The 19,387-nt window shown below is 70.8% G+C and carries 22 protein-coding genes; 12 read left to right on the top strand and 10 right to left on the bottom strand.

Features of this window, described 5'->3' with window-relative positions; genetic code table 11:
* Positions 1–64 precede the first annotated feature (64 nt).
* Entirely contained in the window at positions 65–1,537 is a 1,473-nt protein-coding gene (locus tag ACWD02_RS13275; RefSeq protein WP_451208607.1) for an aminotransferase class I/II-fold pyridoxal phosphate-dependent enzyme, read from the bottom strand.
* 75 nt (positions 1,538–1,612) lie between these two features.
* Here ACWD02_RS13275 and ACWD02_RS13270 point away from each other — a divergent pair, with 75 nt between their 5' ends.
* Positions 1,613–2,614, top strand: coding sequence for a Ppx/GppA phosphatase family protein (locus ACWD02_RS13270; protein ID WP_451209213.1), 1,002 nt, complete (start codon positions 1,613–1,615; stop codon positions 2,612–2,614).
* Between the two features lie 19 nt (positions 2,615–2,633).
* Here the strand turns inward: ACWD02_RS13270 and ACWD02_RS13265 are convergent, their stop codons facing one another.
* Positions 2,634–3,050 carry an ANTAR domain-containing protein gene (locus ACWD02_RS13265; RefSeq protein WP_451208605.1) on the bottom strand — a complete coding sequence of 139 codons (417 nt, stop codon included), beginning with the start codon at positions 3,048–3,050 and terminating at the stop codon, positions 2,634–2,636.
* Between the two features lie 133 nt (positions 3,051–3,183).
* On the opposite strand from ACWD02_RS13265, the gene ACWD02_RS13260 reads away from it, so the two are divergent.
* Both ACWD02_RS13260 and ACWD02_RS13255 read left to right on the top strand, forming a co-directional pair.
* Positions 3,184–3,555 (top strand): helix-turn-helix transcriptional regulator, encoded by a 372-nt coding sequence (locus tag ACWD02_RS13260; protein WP_451208602.1) that lies wholly within the window; start codon positions 3,184–3,186, stop codon positions 3,553–3,555.
* 75 nt (positions 3,556–3,630) lie between these two features.
* Positions 3,631–3,927 (top strand): type II toxin-antitoxin system Phd/YefM family antitoxin, encoded by a 297-nt coding sequence (locus tag ACWD02_RS13255; protein ID WP_451208599.1) that lies wholly within the window; start codon positions 3,631–3,633, stop codon positions 3,925–3,927.
* A gap of 205 nt (positions 3,928–4,132) precedes the next feature.
* Here ACWD02_RS13255 and ACWD02_RS13250 read toward each other — a convergent pair whose 3' ends face one another.
* A complete protein-coding gene (locus tag ACWD02_RS13250; protein WP_451208596.1) occupies positions 4,133–5,146 on the bottom strand; it encodes an ABC transporter permease in 1,014 nt (337 codons plus the stop codon).
* A 150-nt stretch (positions 5,147–5,296) separates the two neighbouring features.
* On the opposite strand from ACWD02_RS13250, the gene ACWD02_RS13245 reads away from it, so the two are divergent.
* The 8 genes from ACWD02_RS13245 (at position 5,297) to ACWD02_RS13210 (ending at position 12,582) form a co-directional block, all read left to right on the top strand.
* On the top strand, positions 5,297–5,920 hold the full coding sequence (locus ACWD02_RS13245) for a TetR/AcrR family transcriptional regulator (protein WP_451208593.1): 624 nt from the start codon (positions 5,297–5,299) through the stop codon (positions 5,918–5,920).
* Between the two features lie 311 nt (positions 5,921–6,231).
* A complete protein-coding gene (locus ACWD02_RS13240; protein ID WP_451208590.1) occupies positions 6,232–6,534 on the top strand; it encodes an urease subunit gamma in 303 nt (100 codons plus the stop codon).
* Between the two features lie 32 nt (positions 6,535–6,566).
* Complete coding sequence (locus ACWD02_RS13235; RefSeq protein WP_451209210.1) at positions 6,567–6,878, top strand: urease subunit beta; 312 nt, start codon at positions 6,567–6,569, stop codon at positions 6,876–6,878.
* Positions 6,871–8,592 carry an urease subunit alpha gene (locus tag ACWD02_RS13230; protein WP_451208588.1) on the top strand — a complete coding sequence of 574 codons (1,722 nt, stop codon included), beginning with the start codon at positions 6,871–6,873 and terminating at the stop codon, positions 8,590–8,592. Before ACWD02_RS13235 ends, ACWD02_RS13230 begins: the two co-directional genes overlap by 8 nt.
* Before the next feature lie 11 nt (positions 8,593–8,603).
* The gene (locus ACWD02_RS13225) at positions 8,604–9,278 is read left to right on the top strand and encodes an urease accessory protein UreF (RefSeq protein WP_451208585.1); all 675 of its coding nucleotides are present in this window, start codon (positions 8,604–8,606) and stop codon (positions 9,276–9,278) included.
* A 79-nt stretch (positions 9,279–9,357) separates the two neighbouring features.
* Positions 9,358–10,056, top strand: coding sequence for an urease accessory protein UreG (gene ureG / locus ACWD02_RS13220; RefSeq protein WP_451208582.1), 699 nt, complete (start codon positions 9,358–9,360; stop codon positions 10,054–10,056).
* On the top strand, positions 10,053–10,826 hold the full coding sequence (locus ACWD02_RS13215; RefSeq protein ID WP_451208579.1) for an urease accessory protein UreD: 774 nt from the start codon (positions 10,053–10,055) through the stop codon (positions 10,824–10,826). The genes ureG and ACWD02_RS13215 overlap by 4 nt, the downstream gene beginning before the upstream one ends.
* A 151-nt stretch (positions 10,827–10,977) precedes the next feature.
* Entirely contained in the window at positions 10,978–12,582 is a 1,605-nt protein-coding gene (locus ACWD02_RS13210; RefSeq protein ID WP_451208576.1) for an alpha/beta hydrolase, read from the top strand.
* An 80-nt stretch (positions 12,583–12,662) separates the two neighbouring features.
* Here ACWD02_RS13210 and ACWD02_RS13205 read toward each other — a convergent pair whose 3' ends face one another.
* A complete protein-coding gene (locus tag ACWD02_RS13205; protein ID WP_451208573.1) occupies positions 12,663–13,160 on the bottom strand; it encodes a YbaK/EbsC family protein in 498 nt (165 codons plus the stop codon).
* 76 nt (positions 13,161–13,236) lie between these two features.
* On the bottom strand, positions 13,237–13,965 hold the full coding sequence (locus ACWD02_RS13200) for a lysophospholipid acyltransferase family protein (protein WP_451208571.1): 729 nt from the start codon (positions 13,963–13,965) through the stop codon (positions 13,237–13,239).
* A gap of 287 nt (positions 13,966–14,252) precedes the next feature.
* Between ACWD02_RS13200 and ACWD02_RS13195 the strand changes: the two genes are divergently transcribed.
* A complete protein-coding gene (locus tag ACWD02_RS13195; protein WP_451208568.1) occupies positions 14,253–14,672 on the top strand; it encodes an SSI family serine proteinase inhibitor in 420 nt (139 codons plus the stop codon).
* Between the two features lie 64 nt (positions 14,673–14,736).
* On the opposite strand, the gene ACWD02_RS13190 is transcribed toward ACWD02_RS13195, so the two are convergent.
* The 5 genes from ACWD02_RS13190 to ACWD02_RS13170 all read right to left on the bottom strand — a co-directional run bounded on the left by ACWD02_RS13190 (position 14,737) and on the right by ACWD02_RS13170 (position 19,248).
* Positions 14,737–14,898, bottom strand: coding sequence for a hypothetical protein (locus tag ACWD02_RS13190; protein ID WP_190078913.1), 162 nt, complete (start codon positions 14,896–14,898; stop codon positions 14,737–14,739).
* Between the two features lie 84 nt (positions 14,899–14,982).
* Complete coding sequence (locus tag ACWD02_RS13185) at positions 14,983–15,933, bottom strand: cytochrome c oxidase assembly protein (RefSeq protein ID WP_451208565.1); 951 nt, start codon at positions 15,931–15,933, stop codon at positions 14,983–14,985.
* A gap of 114 nt (positions 15,934–16,047) precedes the next feature.
* Positions 16,048–17,073 carry a 6-phosphofructokinase gene (locus ACWD02_RS13180; RefSeq protein WP_363207124.1) on the bottom strand — a complete coding sequence of 342 codons (1,026 nt, stop codon included), beginning with the start codon at positions 17,071–17,073 and terminating at the stop codon, positions 16,048–16,050.
* Positions 17,074–17,240: 167 nt separating this feature from the next.
* Positions 17,241–17,969 carry a type 1 glutamine amidotransferase gene (locus tag ACWD02_RS13175; RefSeq protein ID WP_160509220.1) on the bottom strand — a complete coding sequence of 243 codons (729 nt, stop codon included), beginning with the start codon at positions 17,967–17,969 and terminating at the stop codon, positions 17,241–17,243.
* Between the two features lie 40 nt (positions 17,970–18,009).
* Complete coding sequence (locus ACWD02_RS13170) at positions 18,010–19,248, bottom strand: MurT ligase domain-containing protein (RefSeq protein ID WP_361831312.1); 1,239 nt, start codon at positions 19,246–19,248, stop codon at positions 18,010–18,012.
* Between the last annotated feature and the right edge of the window lie 139 nt (positions 19,249–19,387).

The following is a 19,387-nucleotide window of genomic DNA, read 5'->3' as shown; positions in this document are numbered from 1 at the left end:
GACGGTGACGTCCGGGCCTCTTTCCTTGGATTGGGTCAGGTGGCCCGCTCCTGGTGGCCGGCTGTCAGCCGGCCGGCTCCCCGACGACCCGCACGGTGTCCAGGCCGGGATCCGCGGCGTCGGGCAAGTTCATCCCGGCTGCCTTGCCGGTGCTCAGGTAGCGCAGCACCGGCTCGGTGAGGCGTTCGCCGGGCAGCGCCGCGGGAATGCCCGGCGGGTACGGCGTCAGCATCTCGGCCGCCACGCGCCCCGCGGCCTCGGCCACCGGCACGTCGACGGTCGGCCCGAAGTAGGCGTCTCGTGGCAGATCGACCTGGGAGAGCCGCAGCGCCGTGGGGGAGGGGACGTCCACCTCCGGCACCGGACGCAGGCCGGGAGCGGCCTGGGACAGGGCCCGCAGCCCGGCCAGGAGCTGATCTGCCGTCTCCCGGTCGTCGGCGTGCGTGAGCTGGGTGCTGATGCGGCGGTGGTCGGCCAGGTGCGCCTCGATCGAGCGGTGCTCACGCAGCCAGTCCGCCGCCCGGAATCCCGACGTGCCGAGGCCGCTCACATCGATGACGACCGGCAGTGGGTCGAAGTCGGCGGCGGGGCCGCAGAAGTCGACGCGGTCGTTCACGTGCAGCCCGTCGATCTCCTCGATCTCCGCCCGTACGCCGGCCGCCAGATCCAGGGCCGCCCCCATCAGGTCCTTGCCGCGCAGGGCCATCTGGCGGCGCCAGCCGTCGAGGCCGGCGTAGATGAGCACGGACGGGCTCGTGGTGCCGAACAGGTCGGCCCGGGACTTCAGCACCGTCGGGTCGACCAGGTCGCCCTGGAGGTGGAAGACGGAACCCTGCTCCAAGCCGCTGCCCATCTTGTGGATGCTCGTCACACAGATGTCGGCGCCCGCGTCCATCGCCCACGACGGCAGGCCGGGGTGGAACGGCAGGTGCGCGCCCCAGGCCTCGTCCACGATCAGCGGACGGGAGTGCCGGTGGCAGACATCCGCGATGCCCCGCAGATCGGCGCAGCTTCCGTACGGTGTCGGGCTGGTGACCAGGGCGCCCATCGCGTCGGGGTGGGCGGCGAACGCCTCGGCATAGGCGTCGGCCGATGGCGGGTGCGCCAGGTGCCGGTCGGGGTCCCAGCTCGGATCGACCCAGACCGGGCGGATGCCGGAGAGGATCAGGGCCGACACGACGGACTTGTGCGCGTCACGTCCGATGAGCAGCTTCTCGTGCGGTCCCGCGGCCGAGAGCATCGCCGCCTTGACCGACAGGGAGCTGCCGCACGTGGAGAAGAAGGTGTGCGCCGCGTGCACGGCGTCGGCCATCAGATGTTCGGCCCGTTCGAGGACCCGGCCGCGGCCGAGGCGGTCGTCGAGACCCCCGGAGGCGAGGAGATCACCGTGGAAGACGGCGTCGCCCAGCACCTCCCGCACCAGCGGATCGGCGCCCCGGGCCTGTTTGTGGCCCGGTGGGGTGAAGGAGATACGGCCTTTTCTGCGGTGGTCCGCCAGGGCTTCGAGTACGGGGGCTCGGGCGTGATCGACGGTCATGGATCACGGGTTCCCTGGTGCCGCGAAGGTCAATCAGGGTGACTGAGGTCAGGGCTGATGGGTACTCAGAGTCACATGCGGATGAGTGTGATGGACGTGGGTTCGAATGCGGTCCGGCTGGTTGTCGTGGACGCGGAGGACGGTGTGCCCTTGCCGGTGCACACCGCCAAGTGGAAGGTGAGACTTTCCGAGGAGGTCGGGCCGAGCGGGGTGATCCCCGAGGAATCGGTGGGGCAGCTCGTCAGAGCGGTCGCCGAGGCGGCGGGTACGGCCAGGCGATGGGGAGCGGCGGAGCCCCTGGCCTTCGCGACGACGGTGGTGCGCAGCGCACCCAACCGTATCGACGTGTTGCGGGAGATAGGCGAGGAAACGGGCGTACCGCTGTGCACACTGCCCGGCGAGGTGGAGGCCGAACTCACCTTCCTCGGAGCCCGGCGGTGGATGGGCTGGCGGGCCGGGCCCCTCGCCATGTTCGACATCGGCGGCGGCTCGCTCGAGGTGGCCTTCGGACGCGGCAGGCTCCCGGATTACGTGGCTTCGCTGCCCCTCGGCGCCCGCCGGCTGACCCGGGAGTTCTTCGACGGGGAGGACCCGCCGACCGAGCAGAGCGTGAAGGCCCTGCGGCGCAAGGTGCGGCACCAGCTGCGGGACGTCGCCGCACGGATCCGCTGGGAGGGCCCGCGCACCGCTGTGGCGACCTCGCGGACGTTCCAGCAGCTCGCGCGGCTCGGCGGCGCCGCGCCCGGCCGTCACGGGCCCTTCATGGCACGGCAGTTGACCCGGGCGGACCTGCGCCACTGCCGCGACCGTCTCGCCGCGCTGCCGGTGGCCGAGCGTGCCGCGCTCCCGGGGGTATCGGCGCCGCGGGCCGCGCAGAGCCTGGCCGGGGCCATCGTCGGACACACGGCGATGAAGCTGACGGGCGTCAAGGCGGTCACCCTCTGCCCCTGGGCCATCCGCGAAGGCGTACTGCTGCGCCATATGGAGGACGGCGGGGCGTGGTGGGCGGACGTCAGCCAGGGCGAGGTCACTGCGCGCGCTGCCCGGCCGCTACGGATCGCGGCGCTCCCGAACTGAACCCCCGGTGCGGGTGGGTTCACTGTCGCGCCCTGGGCGTCGCCGGTGCCGCCTGGAGCCGGGCGATCGTCGTGGCCAGTTGGCGTCGGAACGGCTTCGGGGTCTTCCCTTCCGTGACGGCGCCGACCAGTTCGTCGGCCACGAGGTGCAGCTTGGTGTTCGTGTTCTGGGAGATCGAGACCAGCATGCCCCACGCGTCATCGGGGCTCAGGCCGAACGAGGCCATCAGGACCCCGCGGGCCATGTCGATGACGGGCCTGGTCTCCATGGCCCGCCGCAGCTGGACGAGTTCGACGCGCGGGTCCTGCTGTACTTCCGCCTCCGCGACGGACACCAGGTCATCCGGCAACGACGTCAGGTCACCCTGCAAGGACACCAGATCCTCCGCGACGGCCGACTCCTCCGCGACCTGCGCGGTAAGTACACGTTCTGTCATGGCGGCCACTCCGTAGACGTCCGGGCGTCATCACCTCACCCAGCGTCGGTCCGAGAGGGCTTACCCGTCAAGAGATACAGGAAATGTCGTTCGCCCTTTTGAATGCGTGAATCAAACGCCCTACCTTGTAGGGATGGGAGCAGTACCTGAATCACACAGCGGTTGGACCTTCCTCACCAACCACGCCCGCGTGCTGGCCGCGATCGCCGATGATCCCGCGACCCGCATCCGTGACATCGCCGCTCGCTGCCGGCTCACCGAGCGTGCCGTGCAGAAGATCGTTTCTGATCTGGAGGAAGGTGGATATCTCTCGCACACGCGGCAAGGCCGTTCCAACACGTATCGCATCGAAGCGGGGACAATTCTGCGCCACCCCGCCGAGTCGGGGCTCGCCGTGGCGGAGCTGCTCACGCTCCTGGCCCAGCACGACGTCGACCACGGTGAGGGCACTCGGCAGTTGGAGTCGTCGCCACCGCACTCGCGCGACCCGAAGTCCGACTTGTGAGGGGCGGGCTGACCTGCGGCGCATCCGTTGCTCGCGGACCGGATGGCCGCGCGGGACGCCGGTAAGCTGGGGAGCATGGCCTACGAGATTCCGGTGACGCAAGCCCGTGCAGAGCTCGCCGACCTGATCAACCGCGTCGTGTACGGCGGTGAGCGGGTGGTCGTCACTCGTCACGGCAAGCCACTCGTGGCCCTTGTGTCCGCCGCCGACCTGGAGCGGCTCGAAGCGCTGCCCGAAGCGCTGCCCGAGGCCGACGAGGAGCAGGTGATCAGCTCCGTCTCGTCGTTGCGCCCGGCGTCGTCCTCGTCCGGTGCGGGTGAGCGGCGGCGTTTCGGCATCGCGGCCGAGCACCGGGGCCCCAACGCGACGTAACCGTCGGGCGATTGCACGAAGGGAACGCGGCAACGCCGGTAGCGCAGGGAGCGCAGGGAACGCAGGCATGGCCGTATGGGGCCGTACGCCCCCGTCCGCTACAGCGGGGGCGTACGGCTGTCTGTGCGTCCTGGCCCTGGGTGCGGCTGGAAGCGTCAGGAGACCGGAAGCGTCGGGAGACCGCATGCGTCAGGAGATCGGAGGCCTAGGAGACCGGCACCGCTTCCGGCGCCGTGGGCGCCGCGTCGCGCGACGCGGCCGCGGGGCGGCGGCGGAGCGCGCCGAGCAGTACGGCCGTCAGGCCGAGCAGGGCCCAGGCGGCGAGGGTGACGAGCGGGCCCGTGATGTGCGCGCCGTCGAAGAAGGACACCGAGCGCAACAAGGTGCCTCCGGCGCCCGGCGGCAGCAACTGCCCGATGAAGCCGACCGGTTCGGGCAGCAGTTGCGGTGCTGAGGTCACGCCGGAGAACGGGTTGCCGAGCAGCACCATGGTCAGCGCGCCGACCCCGATCCCCGCCGGGCCCAAGAGCGCGGCGCAGCCCGCGACGGCGCCGCCCACCGCGAGCGTCGAGAGCCCCAACACCCCGGCTTCCGCCCACCAGTTGCCCGTCAGGACGCCGAGCCAGCTGTGCGTCACGGCAGCGGCGACCGCGCCGACCGCCCCGGCGGCCAGCACGAGAGTGGCCGCCGCGCGGATGCCGCGCAGGCCGGACATCGTCACCATCGCACCCGCCGCGACTCCCGCGATGGCCAGCGGCAGGACACTCGCGCCGAGGGCGGAGCCCCGCGGGTCGGCCGCGGGCGCGGCCACCACGTCAGTGGTCCGCACCTCGGCGCCCTCAGGGACCTGATCGGTCACCGCCTGCTCCAGGAGCTGGGCGACCACCGGGCTCGCCGCCGTCGCGGTCAGCAGCTCCATGCCCCGCGGTGTCACGACGACCGCCCCGTACACATCCCGGTCCTCGATGGCAGCGCGGGCCGCGGACTCATCGGCGTACTGATGAACCTCGAACGCGCCCTTCTGGTCGCCCAGTTGTGCCTTCAGCGGAGCCGTCGCCGCGGCGGGCCCCGCGACGCCGAGGGGCAGATCGCGCGGGGCGGTCCTGGTGGCGGGCCAGGCGAAGGCCCACAGGGCGAGGGCCACGACGGCGGAGACCAGGACGGCCACGGCCACCATGCGGCGGCCCTGGGGAGGCGAGGTGGCGACGGGCGTGGGCATGAGCTGAGCTCCTTCTGGGGTCGGCTGAGGTCGGCTGGGTTTGGCTAGGTTCGGATTAAAGAGAAGGATCGTTCGTTTTACGAGATGCTCTTACTGTGCTGCCGCGTGTGGAGCTTGTCAAGAATGAATGTTCGTTTTAGTTTTGGCCGCATGGCCCGCGTATCCCAGGAGCACCTAGACGCACGCCGCCGCCAGATCATGGACGGCGCCGCCCTCTGCTTCGCCCGCAACGGTTTCCACGCCACCTCGATGCAGGACGTGCTCAAGGAGGTCGGCCTCTCGGCCGGGGCGGTCTACCGCTACTTCCGGGGCAAGGAGGAGCTGATCGGGGCGATCGTCGGCGAGGTCCTCGAATGGATCCAGGCGACCTTCGAGGCGGCGGCCAAGGAGACTCCGCCGCCACCGCCGGACGAGCTGGTCGGCCGTGCGCTGACCCAGGTACTCGGCCGGAAGCCGGGCGTCCAGGAGGGGGAGGTCTCGTACTTCCCGCGGCTGATCGTCCAGGTGTGGGCGGAGACCCTGCGCAACGAAGAGCTCGCGGCCGTGATGAACCAGGGGTACGCCAAGGTGCGGGTCGCCTGGGTGAAGATCGTCGAGGGGTATCAGGCGGCGGGCATGATGCGCGACGACGTCCCGGCCGACCATGTCGCGCGGGTGATGGTCGCCACCGCGCAGGGATTCGCCGCTCAACTCGCGCTCTTCGACGAGGTTCCGGTCGAGGCGCTCCAGGACGGTCTGCGCGGCCTGATGAGCATGGGCGGGCCCAGTCGATGAGCGTGGGCCGTCCCTGCCACTGAGCGCGGGTGGGCCCAGCCGCTGAGCAAGGGCCGTCCCGGCCGCTGAGCGTGGGTGGGCCCAGCCGATGAGTATGGGTCTGCCCAGCTGATGGTCATGGGGCGGTCAAGCGCTGGTTAACCTCGTTGAAACTCCTCCCAACTAGCCTGCGATCCCACGCCACCAGGGGATTTCGTAACCGGGGTGCGCAAGATCAAGCGCACTGCCTGTGTGTTACATCTATATCCGTCGCGGTGGCCGCGGCAGCCGGACCCCGCACGGTCCGGAGCGAGGACTGTGAGGTGGGACGCGTGCAACTGACCCCGCACGAGCAGGAGAGACTGCTCATCCATGTGGCCGCGGACGTGGCCGAGAAGCGAAGGGCGCGGGGGCTGCTGCTCAACCACCCCGAGGCGATCGCGCTCATCACGTCCCACATCCTCGAAGGTGCCCGTGACGGCCGCACCGTCTCCGAACTCATGTCGTCGGGGCGCAAGGTGCTCACCCGCGAGGACGTCATGAGCGGTATTCCCGAGATGATCCACGACGTCCAGGTCGAGGCCACCTTCCCGGACGGCACCAAGCTCGTCACCGTCCACGACCCGATCGTCTGACGGGGGCCGGCCGCATGAGTCCCACGCATCCCGTGATCCCCGGCGAGATCCTCTTCGCCGACGAGCCCGTCGCCTACAACGCAGGCCGCGAGGTCACCGCCCTCACCGTCCTCAACGCCGCCGACCGCCCCGTCCAGGTCGGCTCGCACTACCACTTCGCCGAGGCCAACCCCGGTCTCGACTTCGACCGCGGCGCCGCCCGCGGCAAGCGGCTCAACATCGCCGCCGGGACCGCCGTGCGCTTCGAGCCCGGAATCCCCGTCGACGTCGAACTCGTCCCCCTGGCCGGTCTGCGCGTCGTGCCCGGGCTTCGCGGCGAGACCGGAGGTCCCCTCGATGCCTGAACTGTCCCGCGCCGCGTACGCCGACCTGTTCGGCCCCACCACGGGTGACCGGATCCGGCTCGCCGACACCGACCTGCTCGTCGAGATAGAGGAGGACCGCTCCGGCGGCCCCGGACGCTCCGGGGACGAGGCCGTGTTCGGCGGCGGCAAGGTCATCCGTGAGTCGATGGGGCAGTCGCGCACGACGCGCGCCGAAGGCGCCCCCGACACCGTCATCACCGGCGCCGTGATCATCGATCACTGGGGCGTCGTCAAGGCCGACATCGGCATACGCGACGGGCGTGTCACCGGCATCGGCAAGTCCGGCAACCCGGACACGATGGACGGCGTGCACCCCGATCTCGTGATCGGCCCGGAGACGGAGGTCATCTCGGGCAACGGCAAGATCCTCACCGCCGGCGGCATCGACACCCACATCCACTTCATCTCGCCGACCATCGTCGACGAGGCGCTCGCCTCCGGGGTCACCACCCTCATCGGCGGCGGCACCGGACCCGCCGAAGGCAGCAAGGCGACCACGATCACGCCCGGCTCCTGGCATCTGGCCCGGATGTTCGCCGCGATGGACTCCAGCCCCGTCAACATCGGCTTCCTCGGCAAGGGCAACACGGTCTCCGCCGCGTCCATGCACGCCCAACTGCGGGCCGGAGCCGTCAGTTTCAAGATTCACGAGGACTGGGGCGCGACCCCCGCCACCATCGACGCCTGCCTGAACGTCTGCGAGGAGACCGGCGCCCAGCTCGCCGTCCACACCGACACCCTGAACGAAGCGGGCTTCATCGACGCCACGTTCGCCGCCGTCGCGGGCCGCACCCTGCACGCCTTCCACGTCGAGGGCGCGGGCGGCGGACACGCCCCCGACATGATCACGGCGGTGTCGCTGCCGAACATGCTGCCCAGCTCCACCAACCCGACCCGGCCGCACACCGTCAACACCGTCGAGGAGCACCTCGACATGCTGATGGTCTGTCACCACCTCAACCCGGCGGTCCCCGAGGACCTCGCGTTCGCCGAGTCGCGGATCCGGCCCACCACCATCGGGGCCGAGGACATCCTGCACGACATCGGCGCCATCTCGATCATGTCGTCGGACTCGCAGGCCATGGGGCGCATCGGCGAGGTCGTCATGCGGACCTGGCAGACCGCGCACGTGATGAAGCGGCGGCGCGGTTTCCTGCCGGGGGACACCCGCGCCGACAACCGGCGCGCGCGTCGCTATGTCGCCAAGTACACGATCAATGCGGCGGTCGCGCAGGGCGTCGACCACGAGATCGGCTCGGTGGAGAGCGGCAAACTCGCCGACCTGGTGCTGTGGGACCCGAAGTTCTTCGGCGTCAAGCCGCAGCTGGTCATCAAGGGCGGCCAGATCGCGTACGCGCAGATGGGCGACGCCAACGCCTCCATCCCCACTCCGCAGCCGGTCCTGCCGCGGCCCATGTTCGGTGCGCGCGGCAAGGCGCCGGGGCTCAACTCGCTCAACTTCGTCACGCAGTCGGCGCTCGACGACGGGCTGCCGGAACGGCTCGCTGTGGCCAAGGAGTTCACCGCGATCCGTTCCACGCGCGGACGCACGAAGGCTGACATGCGCGAGAACGACGCCCTGCCGAGGGTGGAGGTCGCGCCCGACAGCTTCGCCGTCACCATCGACGGTGAGCTCGTCGAGCCGTCACCCGCCGCCGAACTGCCGCTCGCCCAGCGGTACTTCCTGTTCTGACGGGCGCTGTCATGTCCCGAGCCGCACTACTCGTCCTTGCCGACGGCCGATTTCCCGCCGGAGGGCACGCGCACTCCGGCGGGGCCGAGGAAGCCGTCAAGGCGGGGCGCATCACCGGGGCCGCCGACCTGGAGGAGTTCTGCCGGGGGCGGCTGCACACGACCGGGCTCGTGTCGGCCGCACTGGCGGCGGCGGCCGCGCTCGGGCTCGATCCGCTGGAGCTCGACGAGGCCGCCGACGCACGCACCCCCTCGGCCGCACTCCGGGTCGCCGGGCGGCGGCTCGGTCGGCAGATGATGCGGGCCGCGCGGTCCGCGTGGCCCGACCCTTCCCTGGACCAGCTGGCCGCCGCCCGGCCCAGGGGCGCGCACCAGCCCGTCGTCCTCGGCCTTGCCGCGCGGGCGGCGGGACTCGGGGCGGAGGATTCCGCGTACTGCTCCGCGTACGAGTGCGTCAGCGGGCCCGCGACGGCGACCGTGCGGTTGCTGAGCCTGGACCCGTTCGACGCGACGGGGGTCCTCGCCCGCCTCGCGCCCGAGCTCGACCTCGTGGCCCGGGAGGCGGCGGAAGCAGCGCGGGCGGCGCTGCTCGACGGGGTCGACGCGTTGCCCGCGGCGTCCGCGCCGCTGCTCGAGATCGGGGCAGAGGCGCATGCGGCCTGGCCCGCGCGGTTGTTCGCGTCGTAGAGGCGCTTGGCCCTTCAGGCCCCCCCCGAAGCCCTGCCCCGCAGGGCGCAACGAACTGCTGAACCATAGGAGTCGCACCATGCATCTCGACCACTCCCACGACGAATCCACCGCCGTGAGCGCGGACGCGCACCGCCCCGACGGTCGCCGCCGCGCCCTGCGGATCGGGCTCGGCGGGCCCGTCGGCTCCGGCAAGACCGCCACTGTCGCCGCCCTCTGCAAGGAACTGCGGACCGAGCTGTCCCTGGCCGTGGTGACGAACGACATCTACACCCGCGAGGACGCCGAGTTCCTGCTGCGCGAGGCCGTGCTCCCGCCCGAGCGGATCACCGCCGTGGAGACAGGCGCGTGCCCGCACACCGCGATCCGCGACGACATCTCCGCCAACCTGGAGGCCGTGGAGGACCTGGAGAACGATCTTTTCAACGAGGGGGTCGGGCCGCTCGACCTGATCCTCGTCGAGTCCGGCGGCGACAACCTCACCGCCACCTTCTCCAAGGGCCTCGTGGACGCCCAGATCTTCGTGATCGACGTCGCGGGCGGCGACGACATCCCCCGCAAGGGCGGCCCCGGCCTCACCACCGCCGACCTCCTGGTCGTCAACAAGACCGACCTCGCCCCGTACGTCGGCTCCGACCTCGCCGGGATGGCGGCGGACGCCAAGGCCCAGCGCGCCGAACTGCCCGTCGTCTTCCAGTCGTTGCGGTCCGACGAGGGCGTGGGCCCCGTCGCCACCTGGGTGCGCGCCCAGTACGCGGCCTGGACCGCGTCCGCATGAGCGTGGACACCGTCGTGGCATCGGGGGTGCGCGGCACCGCCCGCATCACCGCGCGGGGCGACGGGCGGGGCGGTACCGTCCTGCCCGTGCTCGACGGCGAAGGACCGATCGTGCCGCGCCGCACCCGGGCGGCCGGCGCGGGCGCCCGGGTCACCCTCGTCGGAGCGATGAGCGGCCCGCTCGGGGGCGACCACCTCACCGTCGAGGCCGCCGCCCACGACGGGGCCCGGCTGCACATCAACTCGGCCGCCGCCACGCTCGCCCTGCCGGGGCAGTCGAAGGCGGCAGCGCGCTACGACGTACGCCTCACGGTCGGTGACGACGCGGAACTGACCTGGCTGCCCGAGCAACTGATCTCCGTACGCGACAGCGATCTGCGGGTCACCACGCGGGCGGAGTTGGCCGGGGGTGCCAGCCTGGTGCTGCGAGAGGAACAGGTACTAGGCCGGACCGGCGAAGAAGCGGGCCGCCTCACGAGCCGCCTCACCGTGCGCCGCGCCGGCCGCCTCCTCCTGGACCAGGAGCTCTCCTGCGGCCCCGGCGCCCCCGGTGGCTGGGACGGCCCGGCAGTCCTGGCGGGCCACCGCGCGATCGGCCAGCTCGTGGTCGTACGCCCGGAGTTCGAACAGGAGCTGCCCGCTCCCGCCCTCCTCGCCGACGGGGCCGCGCTCACCCCGCTGGCCGGCCCCGCCGTGCTCGTCACGGCCGTCGGCCCCGACGCCCTGCGGGTACGCCGTGTCCTCGACGAGGCGCTGCGCACACTCACGTGAACGGGGGCATATCCGCTCAGCGGAGTTCCCGGCACCGTCTATCGGATTGGTAAAGAAACACCGGCTGCGTCTGTCGCACTGAACCCGAAGACCGACAGGATCCTCCTACTGTTCGAAAATCGACAGGGAAATCGACAGGGGGAGGAACCAGTTGAGACGCACCACAGCATTCGGCGCAGCCGGCACGCTGATCACGGGCTCGCTCATAGCGGGCGCGATCATGGCGCCGGTCGCCAATGCCGACGCCCGTCAGGGCAGCGGCAGCGCTGAATCCCGGCAGCGGACCAGCGCGGAGGCGCGCGGTGTCGCGCTCGCCGCGCAGCGTGCCGCCAAGGCCGGCATCGACTGGCAGGCATGCCCCGCCGACTGGGGTCTGGAGAAGGCCGTCACGTGCGGCTGGGTGACCGTCCCGGTCGATTACGCCAAGCCCAACGGCAAGAAGATCAAGCTCGCCGTGGACCACATCGGCAACACCGGGACGAAGAAGGAGCGCCAGGGTGCGCTCGTCTACAACCCCGGCGGCCCCGGCGGTTCCGGGCTCCGCTTCCCCAACCGCGTGGCCACCAAGGCCAAGCTGTGGGAGAAGACGGCCAAGGCCTACGACTTCGTGGGCTTCGACCCGCGCGGTGTCGGCCGCTCGGCGCCCATCTCCTGCGTGGACCCGCAGGAGTTCGTCAAGGCCCCGAAGCTCGACCCGGTGCCTGACTCCGAGGCGGACAAGCGCGCCCAGCGCAAGCTGGCCGCCGAGTACGCGGACGGCTGCGCCGAGCGCAGCGGCGACATGCTGCCGCACATGACGACGCCGAACACCGCGCGCGACCTGGACGTCATCCGGGCCGCGCTCGGCGAGAAGAAGCTGAACTTCCTCGGCGTCTCCTACGGCACCTACCTCGGCGCGGTCTACGGGACGCTGTTCCCGTCGCACGTGCGCCGCATGGTCGTCGACTCGGTGGTGAACCCCTCGAAGGAGAAGATCTGGTACGAGGCCAACCTCGACCAGGACGTCGCCTTCGAGATCCGCCTCAAGGACTGGATGAAGTGGGTCGCCAAGTACGACGCCACCTTCCACCTCGGGGACACCGCGGACAAGGTCGCCAGGAACTGGGACAAGCTGCGTGCCGCCGCGAAGAAGGAGCCGCTGGGCGGAGTCGTCGGCCCCGCCGAGCTCATCGCCTACTTCCAGAGCGCCCCGTACTACGACTCCGCGTGGGTGGGCATCGCGACGAACTTCAGCAAGTACGTCGCCGGTGACGCCAAGCCGCTGATCGAGGCAGCAAGCCCCGACCTGTCGGACACCGCGGGCAACATCGCGTCGGAGAACGGCAACGCCGTCTACACCGCCGTCGAGTGCGCGGACGCCAAGTGGCCCACCAGCTGGAAGAAGTGGGACCGGGACAACACCCGCATCCACCGTGACCACCCGTTCATGACGTGGGCCAACGCCTGGATGAACCTGCCCTGCGCGACCTGGTCGAGCAAGCAGCACGAGCCCGTCGAGGTCAAGACCGGCAAGGGTCTGCCGCCCGTGCTCATCGCACAGGCGACGCGTGACGCGGCAACCCCGTACGGCGGCGCCGTCGAGCTGCACAAGCGGTTCAAGGGCTCGCGTCTGATCACGGAGAAGGACGCCGGCTCGCACGGCATCACGAACCTGGTCAACCCGTGCCTCAACGACCGTGTCGACACCTACCTGCTGACCGGCAAGGTGGACAGCAAGGACGTGACGTGCGCACCGCACGCCACACCCAAGCCGTAGTGTTCATCGGTTAGCCATCGGCTAGGCAAGGCACTGAAGGGGGCGCCGGAGAAATCCGGTCGCCCCCTTCTTCGTTTCCCCTACGCCGCGGCTTCCTGAGCGATCACGGCCGTACGCGGCTCGGCGATCGCCTCGTAGTCCGCGGTCCGCAGCGCCAGCGAGCGGTCGAGGCGTGCCGCGTTGAAGAACAGCTCGTCGTGGGCGAGCAGCGCCGGGTCCACGACCAGTTCGAGCTCGGGGTCGAAGGAGAACGGCAGGATCGTGCCGCTCGCACTGCCCGCGAGCCGCTCGGCCGCCTCCTGCGCCGCGAAGCCCGCGTACGTCCCGCCCAGGAGCTGCTTGACGGCGTTCAGGTCGACGCGCCGGTCGCCGGGCACCACGGCGAGCACGTACCGCTTCGTCTTCTTGCCGATCTTCACCATCACCACGATGCACTTGGCGGCCTGCTGCAGCGTGTTGCCCCGCAGTTCGCTCACCGCCTCCGTGGCGCCCTGCGCCTCGTGCTCGATGACGCGGTACGCCGCGCCCCGCTCGTCGAGCAGCCCGATCAGCTTGGTGTACAGGCCGTGTTCGCTCATGCGCTTTTTCTCCCCTGGTGCCGGCAAGGCGTCTTGTCCGCGCGATGCCGCTCGTGACAGGACGGTACGTCAGGGGTCAACTCAGCGGCATGCGGGGGAATTTCCGCCTGCTCGCGGCGGCGGCACGCTCGGCCTCCTCCGCCTTCACGACAGCGGCGTACTTGTCGACGTACTCCTGGCCGGAGAGCCCGAGGATGGCATACATGATCTCGTCGGTGACGGCCCGCAGCACCGCCTTCTCGTTGTCCATGCCCGCGTAGCGCGAGAAGTCCAGCGGGGCACCGAAACGGATGGACACCTTCTTGAAGTTCGGCATCTTCTGGCCGGGCGGCTGCGCCTCGAACGTGCCGATCATCGCGCACGGGATCACCGGCACCTGTGCCTTGAGCGCCATGGCGGCGACGCCGACCTTGCCCTTGTAGAGGCGCCCGTCGTGCGAGCGGGTGCCCTCCGGATAGATCCCGAGCAGCTCCCCCTTGCGCAGCACGCCGAGCCCCTCACGGATCGCGGCCTGGCCCGCCTCCTTGCCGGAGCGGTCCACCGGGATCTGCCCGGCGCTGTGGAAGAACGCGGCCGTGAGGCGGCCTCTGAGCCCCGGCCCCGTGAAGTACTCCGCCTTCGCGAGGAAGGTGATCCGCCGCTTGATGATCGCGGGCATCAGGAAGTGGTCCGAGAACGAGAGGTGGTTGCCCGCCACGATCGCCGCACCGGTCTCCGGTACATGCTCCAGCCCCTCGATGCGCGGCCGGAACATGAGCCGCAACAGCGGCCCCAGGACGACGTACTTGAGCAGGTAGTAGAACACCCGTTGCTCCTTGACGTAGGTGGACCGGCCTGGGTTCTGCGTCGTCGCAGGTCACGGGTCCTCGCGCAGCGGTCAGTTTAGGTGCGCCGCCGCGACGGGAGAAGGGAGCGAATCCGGGCGGCCTCGGTCCCTTCGCGCGAGGGTGCGTCCGGCCGGTGACACGCCCATCCGGATCTCGCTCCTCACACGTCCGGGTGAGTGCCCGGCGTGTCGGTCGCGCGGGCGGCGGGCGCGGGGGTGGCCTGGCCTCTCTCCGACGCAGTACGTCACCGTCACAGGAGGTCCCCATGAGGTCCCGTCCCACGTCCCGCCTGCGCCCGGCCGTGGCCACCGCCGCCGCGCTGGTCTCCCTCGCCGTCGCCGCGCCCGCCCACGCGGCAGGTGAAACGGCCCCCGAGCGGGCCAGTGGCGTCTTCCTCACCGTCACGGGGCAGGACAACGCCTGGGTGCGCGGGGTACTGCTCGACTGCGTGACCCAGCGGCCCGCGCACCATCCGCACGCGGCCGCGGCCTGCGCGGCGATCGACAAGGCGGGCGGCGACTTCGACGCGCTGCCGACGACGAAGTCGGGGATCTGCACCAAGCAGTACGCCCCGGTCACCGTGAGCGCGACGGGGCTCCACCGGGGCAAGCCGGTCAGCTGGAACAAGACATACGGCAACGCCTGCGAGATGGGGTACTCGACGGGCGCCGTCTTCCGCTTCTGACGGCGTCGGCCGACGGTCCACCCCGGGCGCCGCCCCGCACCTTTCCTCGGCTGTGCGCGGCGCCTCAGGGGGTGCTGCGCGAGAGCACCATCGCCAGCGTGAGCATCCCGATGACGACCCAGCCGAACCACAGCCAGCCGTTGCTCCCCAGCGCGACCGTGTACGCGGTCACCGCGACCAAGCCTCCGATGGTGAATACACCCATCGTCTTCGTAGAATCAGGCATCGCCCTGCCTCCTCCCGGCAGCCCGGCGCCTCGACGCCAAGACCGCGGCCTGAGACCATCCTCGCCTGCGAAGACCCTTCCCCGCTAGCGCCCGCGCGCTGCCAGTGAGGCCAGATAGGCGTTGTACGCCTCCAGCTCCTTGTCGCCGTCACGGTCGGCGGCCCGGTCCGTGCGCCGCGCCTGGCGCTGTTCGGAGCGGTACCACTGGAAGAGCAGCGCGAGGAGCACGAGGACCGACGGCACCTCGCTGAAGGCCCAGGCGATGCCTCCGGCAGCCGTCTGATCGGCGAGTGCGTCGATGCCGAGCGAGGACGGCGGGTTCTTGTAGGTGCCGACCATCGGCTCGGACGCCATCATCAGGGCGATGCCGAAGAACGCGTGGAACGGCATGCCCGCGAACAGCTCCAGCATCCGCATGATGTATCCGGGCCGGTGCGGACCCGGGTCCACGCCCATGATCGGCCAGAAGAAGACCAGGCCCACCGCGAGGAAGTGCACCATCATCCCGATGTGGCCCACCTTGGACCCCATCAGGGTGTCGAAGAGCGGGGTGAAGTACAGCGCGTACAGGCTCGCGATGAACAGCGGGATCGTGAACGCCGGGTGCGTGATGATCCGCATGTAGCGGCTCTGCAGGACCCACAGGAGCCATTCGCGCGGGCCCTTGCTGCCGCGGGCCGCGACCGGCAGCGCGCGCAGGGCGAGGGTGATCGGGGCGCCCATCAGGATCAGGATCGGCGAGAGCATGCTGATGATCATGTGCTGCACCATGTGCACGCTGAACATGACCATGCCGTAGTCGTTCAGCTTGGTGCACATCACGAGCAGGATGGTCAGCACGCCCACCACGAAGGAGACGGTGCGGCCGACGGGCCACTTGTCACCGCGCCGTACGAGCCGGACCACGCCCCAGCCGTAGAGGCCGAGCGCCACCAGGCAGCTGATCAGGAAGAAGGGGTCGGCCGAGAGCTCGAGCCCGCGCCCCAGCGTGAACGGCGGCAGATCCATGTTCATGCCGTGCCCGCTGTGATCCATCCACTGGCTCCTGATTCGTGCGGTTGTGCGCTGTGTGTCCGCACCAGACTAGAACGGCCCCCGGACGCCGACGCGTCCGGGGGCCGTTCGTTCAGTCTTGATCCGGAGCTCGCTCTAGAGGACGCACTCCGCCTCGGCGTAGCGCTCGTCCGGCACCGTCTTCAGCGTCTCGACGGCCTCGGCGAGCGGGACCATCGTGATGTCCGTGCCGCGCAGCGCGGTCATCTTGCCGAACTCGCCGCGGTGCACGGCCTCCACGGCGTGCCAGCCGAAGCGGGTGGCGAGGACACGGTCGTACGCGGTGGGGGTGCCGCCGCGCTGGACGTGCCCGAGGATCACCGGGCGCGCCTCCTTGCCCAGGCGCTGCTCCAGCTCGCCGGAGAGCCGCGTGGCGATGCCCGCGAACCGCTCGTGGCCGTACATGTCCTTGGTGCCCTCGTCGAAGTCCATCGTGCCCTCGCGGGGCTTGGCGCCCTCGGCGGCCACGACGATCGCGAACTTCTTGCCCGCGGAGAAGCGTTCGCCGACCTTCCGCGCCAGTTCCTCGATGTCGAAGGGCCGCTCCGGCACGACGATCGCGTGCGCGCCCGCGGCCATGCCCGAGTGCAGCGCGATCCAGCCGGTGTGCCGGCCCATGACCTCGACGATCAGGACCCGCTGGTGCGACTCGGCGGTCGTCTTGAGCCGGTCGAGGGCCTCGGTGGCCACGCCGACCGCGGTGTCGAAGCCGAAGGTCACGTCGGTGACCGCGATGTCGTTGTCGATCGTCTTGGGCACCCCGACGATCGGCAGACCGGCGTCCGACAGGAGCCGGGCCGCCTTCAGCGTGCCTTCGCCGCCGATCGGGATGACCGCGTCGAGGCCCAGGTCGGCGAGGTGGCCCTTGGCCCGCTCGACGCCGTCGCGCAGATGCGCGGGCTGGACACGGGACGAGCCGAGAATCGTTCCGCCACGCGCCAGGATGCCGCCCACCGCGTCCAGGTCGAGCTTGCGGTAGTCGCATTCGAGCAGACCGCGCCAGCCGTCGTGGAAGCCGATGACCTCGTCGCCGTGGTCGACGACGGCACGGTGCACGACCGAGCGGATGACGGCGTTGAGACCGGGGCAGTCGCCGCCGGACGTGAGGACACCAATGCGCATAGCAGCCCGCCAACGTCTTTCACTAAAGAGGGGCCCAATCGCAACGTGGGCCGAGATCCGGACCACGTCGTCCGGCGGGAACCCCGCCACCCTATAGGCGGGAGGGGGCGGGGCCGCACCGGGCGTCCGACTGCTGGACTCGGCCGCTCACCTGTGCGGCCGGGGCTTCAGGCGGGCTGCTGCGCCGCGTTCATGCGCTCGGCGCGCAGCGCCTCGTACCAGCGGTCGTCCGTCGGCGGCAGCGCGTTCACGTCGAGGGCCAGCTTCAGGAGCAGGTCCGCGATCAGCGGGTTGCGGGCCAGGACGGGACCGTGCATGTACGTACCGAAGACGGTGCCGTTGTACGCGCCCTCGGTGCCGTCGCCCGTGCCGTTGCCCCGGCCGAGCGTGACGCGTGCGAGCGGGCGTGCGGACGGGCCGATGTGCGTGATGCCCTGGTGGTTCTCGAACCCGGTCAGCGGGGGCAGGCCCAGCTGCGGGTCGATGTCGCCGAGGACGTCGCCGACGCAGCGGTCGCCCTCGCCGCGGGTGGAGATCACGTCGAGCAGGCCGAGGCCCGGCTCGCGCTGGCCGAGGTCGTTGATGAACTCCTGGCCCAGGATCTGGTAGCCCGCGCACACCGAGAAGACGATGGCGCCGTTGCCGACGGCCCGCTGCAGGCCGCCGTCGCGGCGCAGCCGCTCGGCCGCCAGGCGCTGCGGGCGGTCCTCGCCGCCGCCGATCAGGTAGATGTCGCCGGAGGTGGGTACCGGCTGGTCGCTGCGCACGTCGTAGCGCTCGACCTGGAGGCCGCGCTGGTGGGCGCGGCGCTCCACGACCAGGGCGTTGCCCTGGTCTCCGTACGTGCTGAGCAGGTCGGGGTAGACCCACACCAGCCGCAGGCTGTTGTCGCTCATGCTCATTCGTCCCTACGAGGGTCTAGAGGGTCCGGTGGGGTCAGTTGCCGACGCGGCGGCGCAGGTCCTGGAACGCGGTGTAGTTCGCGATCGTCTCGATGCGTCCGGGCGGCGCCAGCTGCACGGCCTCGTCGAGGGACTCGCAGACCCGGAAGTCGAGGCCCGCGACCTCAAGACGCACGGCGAGGTCCAGCTTGCGGTCGCCGAGCACGAAGATCGGGTGACCGGCCAGGCGGGTGTAGTCGACGTCCCACAGCCAGGAGGTGTCGGTGCCGTCGGCGCCGCGGGCGTTCACGGACAGGATCACCGGGGTGGGCGGCGGGTCGATCAGCGAGAACGTCTCGAGCCAGCCCGCGGGGTTCTTCGCGAGGAGCAGGCGCAGGTCACGGCCCTGGAACTGCACGACGTCGTAGCGTCCGGCGACGGCCTGCACCTGGTACATCCGCTCCAGGGCGACCTGCGGCGGCACGCCGAAGACGGCGGCGACGGCGGCCGACGTGGTGGCGTTCGCCTTGTTCGCCCGGCCCGGCAGCTGAAGGTGGATCGGCCAGGCCGAGCCGTGCGGGTCAAGGACGTGGTCGCCGGAGAGCACCCAGCTCGGCGCGGGGCGGCGGAAGCCGCACTCGCCGCAGAACCAGTCGTCACCGGGACGCTGCATCACACCACCGCAGGAGGGGCACGACCAGGCGTCGTCCTTCCACTCCTGGCCGGCGGCCACCCACACGACGTTCGGCGACGAGGACGCCGCCCAGACGACCAGCGGGTCGTCCGCGTTGGCGATCACGACCGCCTTGGAGCCTGCCAGGCCCTCGCGCCAGTTCTCGGCCATCATGCGGGTCTCCGCGGCACGGTCCAGCTGGTCGCGCGAGAGGTTCAGGAGCGCGATCGCCTTCGGTTCCACGTCACGGGCGACACCGGCGAGATACTTCTCGTCGACCTCGATCACGCCGAATCTGGCGTCCGAACCGCCCGCGAGGGCCGAGGTGATGCCCGCGGGCATGTTCGCGCCAAGCGCGTTCGACACCACGGGCCCGCTGGCGCGCAGCGCCTCGGCGAGCAGCCGGGTCGTGGTCGTCTTGCCGTTCGTGGCGGAGACGAGGACCACGTCCAGGTGCGTGGCCAGACGCCCGAGCAGGTCGGGGTCGAGCTTGAGCGATACGCGGCCGCCGATCACCGATCCGCTGCCGCGGCCCGCCGCGCGCGATACCGCCGCGGCCGCCTTGCCCGCCGTCACGGCCAGCTTGGCCCGCGGCGACAGCGGGTCCGTGTTGCCTGCCATCAGTTCTGGATCCTCCTTGCTTACGGCGCCGCGCCTGCCCCCGGCAACGCGATGAACCTCAGCCTATCGAGATCCACTGTCAAGCCCGAACCGCGGCACCACCCCGACCCCGGGGTTCACCAAGGACCGTACCCTTGCG

This window comes from Streptomyces sp. NPDC002853 (assembly GCF_053591915.1).
Note: the sequence above shows the minus strand (reverse complement) of the source record. Positions and strands in the feature narration are given on the sequence as shown.